Below are 6,091 nucleotides of genomic sequence, written 5' to 3'. Positions count from 1 at the left end.
CCAAGTTCACATGCCTGAACCATGGTCGTCCCACTGCCTGAAAATGGATCTAAAATAATATCACCCGGTTTGAAATATACTTCCTTTTTAAAATTATCCGTATGACCATCTAAAAAGTACTCGACCAATTGCGGAATAAATTTTCCTTTGTAGGGATGTAATCTGTGAACATGCTTGGTTGTTTCAGCTTCTTTGTACTCCTCAAAAGAAAGTGCCCAATTCAAATCATTGCCAAGAATCTCTTGCCATGCCTCTTTCCGTGTCTTTTTGTGGGTTTTATAGTACTCAATCAACTCATCCTTTAAGACTAAAGGATTACCGTTTTCTCCTAATTTACTGATTCTTCCGTAATGAATCAAATAAGAAATATTGGCAGGTGTAACACGTTTTTCCAAATACTCCGTTGCCCATTTGCTTGCTTCCCTGATCGTCAATAATTCACCCATTTTTTGTTCAGCATTATTTCATTTCTGCAGGACAATCTCTGCAAATATTTCATTATTCATTAAACAATTCCTCTTCAAAATTATGAAGTTCATTTCAATAGAAATGCTTTTAAATCCGATTTTTGATAAAAGCCTGATTATCTCACTATACTCATGACCGTTATTACAAATTAAGCATAATTTTGTGCAATAATAGATTATTTTAATCAATAGCAATTACCCTGTTTTGAAAGACCTTGTGCAGAATAAAATGAATGAGCTGGGGAGAAAAAGGGAACCTTTTTTCTTTTGCATTGATTTTGAAATGCTTAAACCATTCGTCATTCCTCTGGACGAAATAGATCCTTCCATCCTGTTGTTTCATTTCCCCGCCAAAACAAATTTTTCAGCTCAAATGCAAAAACATCGGGAGATAAATCTGGTTAAAAAACCCATTGCGTTCACTGAATATCAGCAGGCTTTTCAGAAAGTCAGGCAGGAGCTCAGGCATGGAAATTCTTACCTGCTCAACCTGACTTTTCCAACAGAAATAGATGTAAATGCAAGTCTGCCGGAAATTTTTTCCATGGCCGATGCGCCCTACAAGGTATGGTACCGCGATGAGTTTACATTTTTTTCACCTGAAACATTTGTCCGGATCAGAAATGGGAAAATCTATACCCATCCGATGAAAGGTACCATTGACGCAAGTACTGAAAATGCTGAAAACAAATTACTTAAAGATAAAAAAGAGCTTGCAGAGCACTATACCATTGTGGACCTGCTCCGTAATGATCTTGCCATGATCTCTGCCAATGTAAAAGTGGACCGCTTCCGGTATCTTTCCTACATCAAAACTCATGAAAAACAACTGATTCAGATGAGTTCCGAAATCTCAGGCGAACCGGGAAAAAACTTTCATCAGCGACTAGGTGACCTGATTTTCACTTTACTTCCTGCTGGCTCAGTAAGCGGAGCACCCAAACAAAAAACTGTTGAAATCATCAGAGCCGTTGAAAAAAACGACAGGGGCTGGTTTACAGGTGTCTGCGGTATCTTTGACGGGAATGAACTCGACAGCTGTGTGATGATACGTTTTATTGAAAAAAAGAACGGAAGGCATTTCTACCGGAGCGGAGGCGGAATAACGGTCAACTCATCAGCAAAAAAGGAATATCGGGAATTAATCGACAAAGTATATGTCCCTGTTGCTTGAAACCATCAGAATTGAAAAGGGTTTGCCCTGTCATGCTGCTTATCATGAACATCGCATGAAATACAGCCTTGAAAAAGTTTTCAGTGTCACGAGAAGCTTTAATCTGAAAAAAGAACTGCATATCCCCGATGAAGCCTTCAGACAAACATACAAATGCCGCATTATTTATGATGAAGAAATCAGGCAGGTTGAATATGTCCCTCATGTTAAAACACCGGTCAAAGTCTTGAAAATCATTGAAAATAATCGCATATCCTATCCATTTAAATTTGCCGACCGTTCAAAACTGAATGAACTGTTTTCCCTGAAAGGAAAAGCCGATGACATTCTGATTGCAAAAAACGGCTTTGTGACGGATACTTCCCGTGCAAATATCCTTTTTTCTGACGGAGAAAAATGGATAACCCCGGCCACTCCGCTTTTGAAAGGAACCTGCCGTCAACGACTGCTGGATGAAGGGCGTATCTTTGAACAGGAAATCAGGACAAGCGACCTGGTTTTCTTCAGATCATTTGTCCTGATAAATGCAATGCTTGATTTTTTACCTGAAAATCAGCTGCCTGTTCAAAATATCATTTATTAACCACTGGTAACTGAATTTTACCGTGATTAATTCAGTATCACTTTGGCAAAATAAACTTTTCCGCTGATGCCAATTTTCAGCAGATACAACCCCTGAGCATATCCTTGCCTGTTGATCTTCAAAACATTTCCCTGCTGATCAGTTGTTCTGAAAACTTCTTTGCCAGCAATATCAATCATCCGGAGTGATTCGAAATTTCCTGAATTTTCAGGAATTACCACAAAGAAATAATCCTGAGAAGGATTGGGGAAAACAGAGATGCTGAGGTTGTCAAAAGACGGGATATCACTGGTCCCACTTTGTGTTACGGGAATGAGCAAATCAGGAACACCCGATGCCGAGATGGTTATGGTTGCTGTCCGTTGCGATTTATCTGTATTTGCCTGATAATCAACAATCAGCAGGTTATCGTCAGGATTGATGGTCAGCGAGAGCCACGACTGGTCAACAGTAGCACTCCACGAAGTTTTGTTTGTCCAGACGTTTAGAACCTTCGTCCCTGCATTGGTATCCAATGTCAGACTTTTAGGATCAGATTCAAGGTAATCAGTCTGGTTGGCATTATAATCCTTTATATTGGAAGTTGACTGGCTGAAAGGCCCAGAATTAACGGTTCCTCTCTTGATGGCCGGATAACAGGTATCCTTTTTCACCACTGAAACCATATAAAACACAATACCGGAAGGAGGATTGATATCCGTATAGGAGTTCAGGTTGCTGGGCATAGAATCAATCAACTGGAAATTGCTGGTATTGGTACCTCTGTAAATTTTATAGGTGCTGAAAGGAAATCCTTCATAATGGCTCCAGATAAGGTTGACTTCACCGGGATTGCCCGGGCTGGTGGCCAGATGTATGGTTTTATGATGATTGCTGGGCGCTGATTCTACATTGCAGGTATCCACCAGCGTGATTTTGTATCTGTTGGCAAATTTTCTCGGAGTGGAATTGGTATCAAGGAATACACTGACCGAATCGTAAGGAACAGTACCAATTTTGTCATAGACATTTGCCTGATAGGTTTCCTTGTAAACATTATAATGACTGATCAGCTTGGTATTCGGTCTCTCCCATGCAATCAGGTTTCGCTTACTGTTTGGCTCTACGGTAACAATACAGATTTCAGGTTGGGGAATCAGCGATTTGTTGACTGAAAATTTATCACTGCTTACCTTGCAACCCTGGGGGGTAGTTACAGTCACCCAATATTCACCTGAGTTTTTTATGATAATTTTATTGGTTGTTTGTCCGGTTGACCATTTATAGGATGGAAAAGATGTAGTTACAAAGAGCTCCATACTGTCGTTGGTACATGGGGTTAACTGCCCGTTTGATTTAATTTCAGGTTTTTTGGTATAATAATAACTGATCACTACCGGATAAGACATCAGTGAACAGGAAGGATTGGAAATCAGCACCCTGTATTGTCCGTTTTCTTTGGCATACAAAAATGATTTGGTTTCATTGGCTAAAACCACGCTGTTCAGCTGCCAGATATAGGAATAGTTCCAGCCTGTATCGGCCTGAAGTTTCAGGCTGTCACCTTTGCAAATGATAAGCGACCCGGTATATTTGAGCTGTGGATTGATGGTGCAGGGATTGTTGCTCCCGCCAGAGCACGAAATATAGGCAGTACGGGTAAAGGTATCATAACATCCTGTTGTTTTATGCTGGGCAATGAGTGTTACATCAAAATCTCCGTTGTAGGTGTAGGAATGAAAAGGATTGGCTGAGGTGGAAGTGGTGTTATCACCAAAAAACCATAGCCAGTTGTAATTGGTAAGGTTGGGTGTCAGGTTGTCGAAAGCCACGTTAAAGGGAGGTGAAGTGAAAAATCGGGGAGATGCAGTAAATGACAAGCCAAAATCAGAGCTGTTGACTTTGATGTTGACCGGATCGGAGGTAGTGGAGCAACCTGAAGTATTATCTGTAACAACCACCTGATATTTGCCTTGTTTCTTTGCAATGATATAAGGCTGACCTGAGATAAAAACATCATCTTTGAACCATTGATAACTCAGGTTTGAACCGCTGTTGGCATAAAGCGAAACCTCTTCCCCGTCACAAATAGCAGAATCGCCAGACAAGGTGAGGATTGCATCAGGACCTTTCAGTAATTTGACTGTACGGGTAGTCGAATCTTTACAGCCTTTATCGGTAACCACAACAAGTTTTACAGTGTATTGTGTGCCGGAAGTGTAAGAGTGGTCAACTGGATTTGTTGAACCTGTTTTACCGTCACCGAAATCCCATTGCCATCCGGTTACATTGGAGGAAGTCACTGTAAACTTAAACTTATTGTTACTCAGGCATTGCTCATCATCATCGATGGTAAATGAAGCCGTAGGTTTGGGATTGATATAAACCATTACCGTATCAGTTGTTGTATATCCGAAAACATCGGTAGCACTGGCTGTATAGCTTTTGTTGGTCAATGTCAGAGTTGTTACTTTTTCATTGGTTCCCAGCCCGCAACACCAGGTAAAATCCTTGTCGGGCCCGGTAGCTGAAAGGGTAACACTGTCGCCATAACAAGCATTAACATCATTTCCAAGATTCACTTTCTGATGAGGAATAGTCCATATTCCATTTCCGTTTGTACCTACATATATAATATAATCATTTTTGGCAACACTCAGAACTGAAGTTCCAGTATAATAATTGCTTCCGCCTGCCCTCTTCCATGTCATCAGGTCTTTGGAAGCATACACACCAGTGTTGGTACTGAGATAATAAAATCCGTCCATATAGTCAATGTGTGAAATTGAAAGGGGCAGCAAAATTCCTGATAAACTGACCGGGATAAGCGATAATCCGTCAAGAATATACAAAGAATCACCTTCCTTGGCAGCACTATAATTTCTCATGGCAAACATTATCTTTCCTGTTCCATAAATATAACAGGCTGGTACAAAGCCACTTAAGTTATTATGTCTGTTGACTTTTTTAAATTCATAATTATATTGCGGGTCAACCCAGCGGGTGTTCCAGAAACCTCCAAGATTGGGGGAATAACATATTACAGATTTATTATTTTTAGTTCTGGCAAACATGAATATCTCGTTCCCTGTTGTTATCATCCCGTAAACTTTGTCAAGATTCAGTGCCGTGTAAAAATTGTTGGAAATTACCGACCATGTACTCATGTTGTTAGTTATAAAATATTTGCTTAAAGTATCTTTCCAACTGTCCTGATAATCATTAAAAAAAGTCATAATCAGGTTATTAGAAGATTTTGCGACAAAGCTCATCCGCTTTTCAGATGTTGGAATATTGGTGATTTTTGTCCAGCTATCTCCATAATTGGTCGATTTAAACAGTTGAACCTGACCATCAGGGCTTTCTTCAATTGTGGCATACAAAGTTCCTTTAAACTCAAATATTTCTTTCGAAAAGTACATATTGGCAAAAGGTGTAGTAAGACCACTGTTTTTTTTCGTCCAGGTTTGTCCTGCATCATCCGACCTGATAATTCCGCTAAAATTTTTAACGGTAAAAAGTTTGTTGTCGAGTGCAACAAGAGAACCGACAGATTTGTTAAGTAATCCTGACTGACCGGTTTTCCAGGTATTTCCTGTATCGCTGCTGACGTACATTTCCCCTAATTCAGAAGAGGCCAACAGATTACTGTCACTCATCCTGACAAGGCTGTTGGGTAAAAACAAGTTCACTCCTGTATTCTTCATTTCCACAAAAGTATTTCCATGATTCAGGCTCCTGTACGAATAAATAGCTACTGTGGGTACAAACTGAACTGTGGACAGAAAGACAATGTTTTCAGCTGCTACTATGTTGTTTGGACTTTGGGTAACTGGTATATTGCCGGCAATTTTATTCCATTTTTTATTGACAAAATCATAGGTCAAT

Annotated in this window: 4 protein-coding genes; 2 read left to right on the top strand and 2 right to left on the bottom strand. The window is 40.0% G+C overall.

The annotated features are described in order from the left end of the window. The coding region (locus GX437_01090) for a site-specific DNA-methyltransferase (GenBank protein NLJ06241.1) at nucleotides 1-446 on the bottom strand (446 nt) is incomplete at its 3' end. 250 nt (nucleotides 447-696) lie between these two features. On the opposite strand from GX437_01090, the gene GX437_01085 reads away from it, so the two are divergent. Next, nucleotides 697-1,641 (top strand): aminodeoxychorismate synthase component I, encoded by a 945-nt coding sequence (locus tag GX437_01085; protein NLJ06240.1) that lies wholly within the window; start codon nucleotides 697-699, stop codon nucleotides 1,639-1,641. After that, on the top strand, nucleotides 1,625-2,224 hold the full coding sequence (locus tag GX437_01080; GenBank protein NLJ06239.1) for a hypothetical protein: 600 nt from the start codon (nucleotides 1,625-1,627) through the stop codon (nucleotides 2,222-2,224). Before GX437_01085 ends, GX437_01080 begins: the two co-directional genes overlap by 17 nt. A 26-nt stretch (nucleotides 2,225-2,250) precedes the next feature. Here GX437_01080 and GX437_01075 read toward each other — a convergent pair. Continuing rightward, a partial coding sequence (locus GX437_01075) for a PKD domain-containing protein (protein NLJ06238.1) occupies nucleotides 2,251-6,091 on the bottom strand: 3,841 nt, incomplete at its 5' end.

This window comes from Sphingobacteriales bacterium, assembly GCA_012517435.1.
Taxonomy (GTDB): Bacteria; Bacteroidota; Bacteroidia; order CAILMK01; family JAAYUY01; genus JAAYUY01.
The sequence above is the reverse complement of the archived record's forward strand: the minus strand, read 5'-3'. Positions and strand labels throughout refer to the sequence as shown.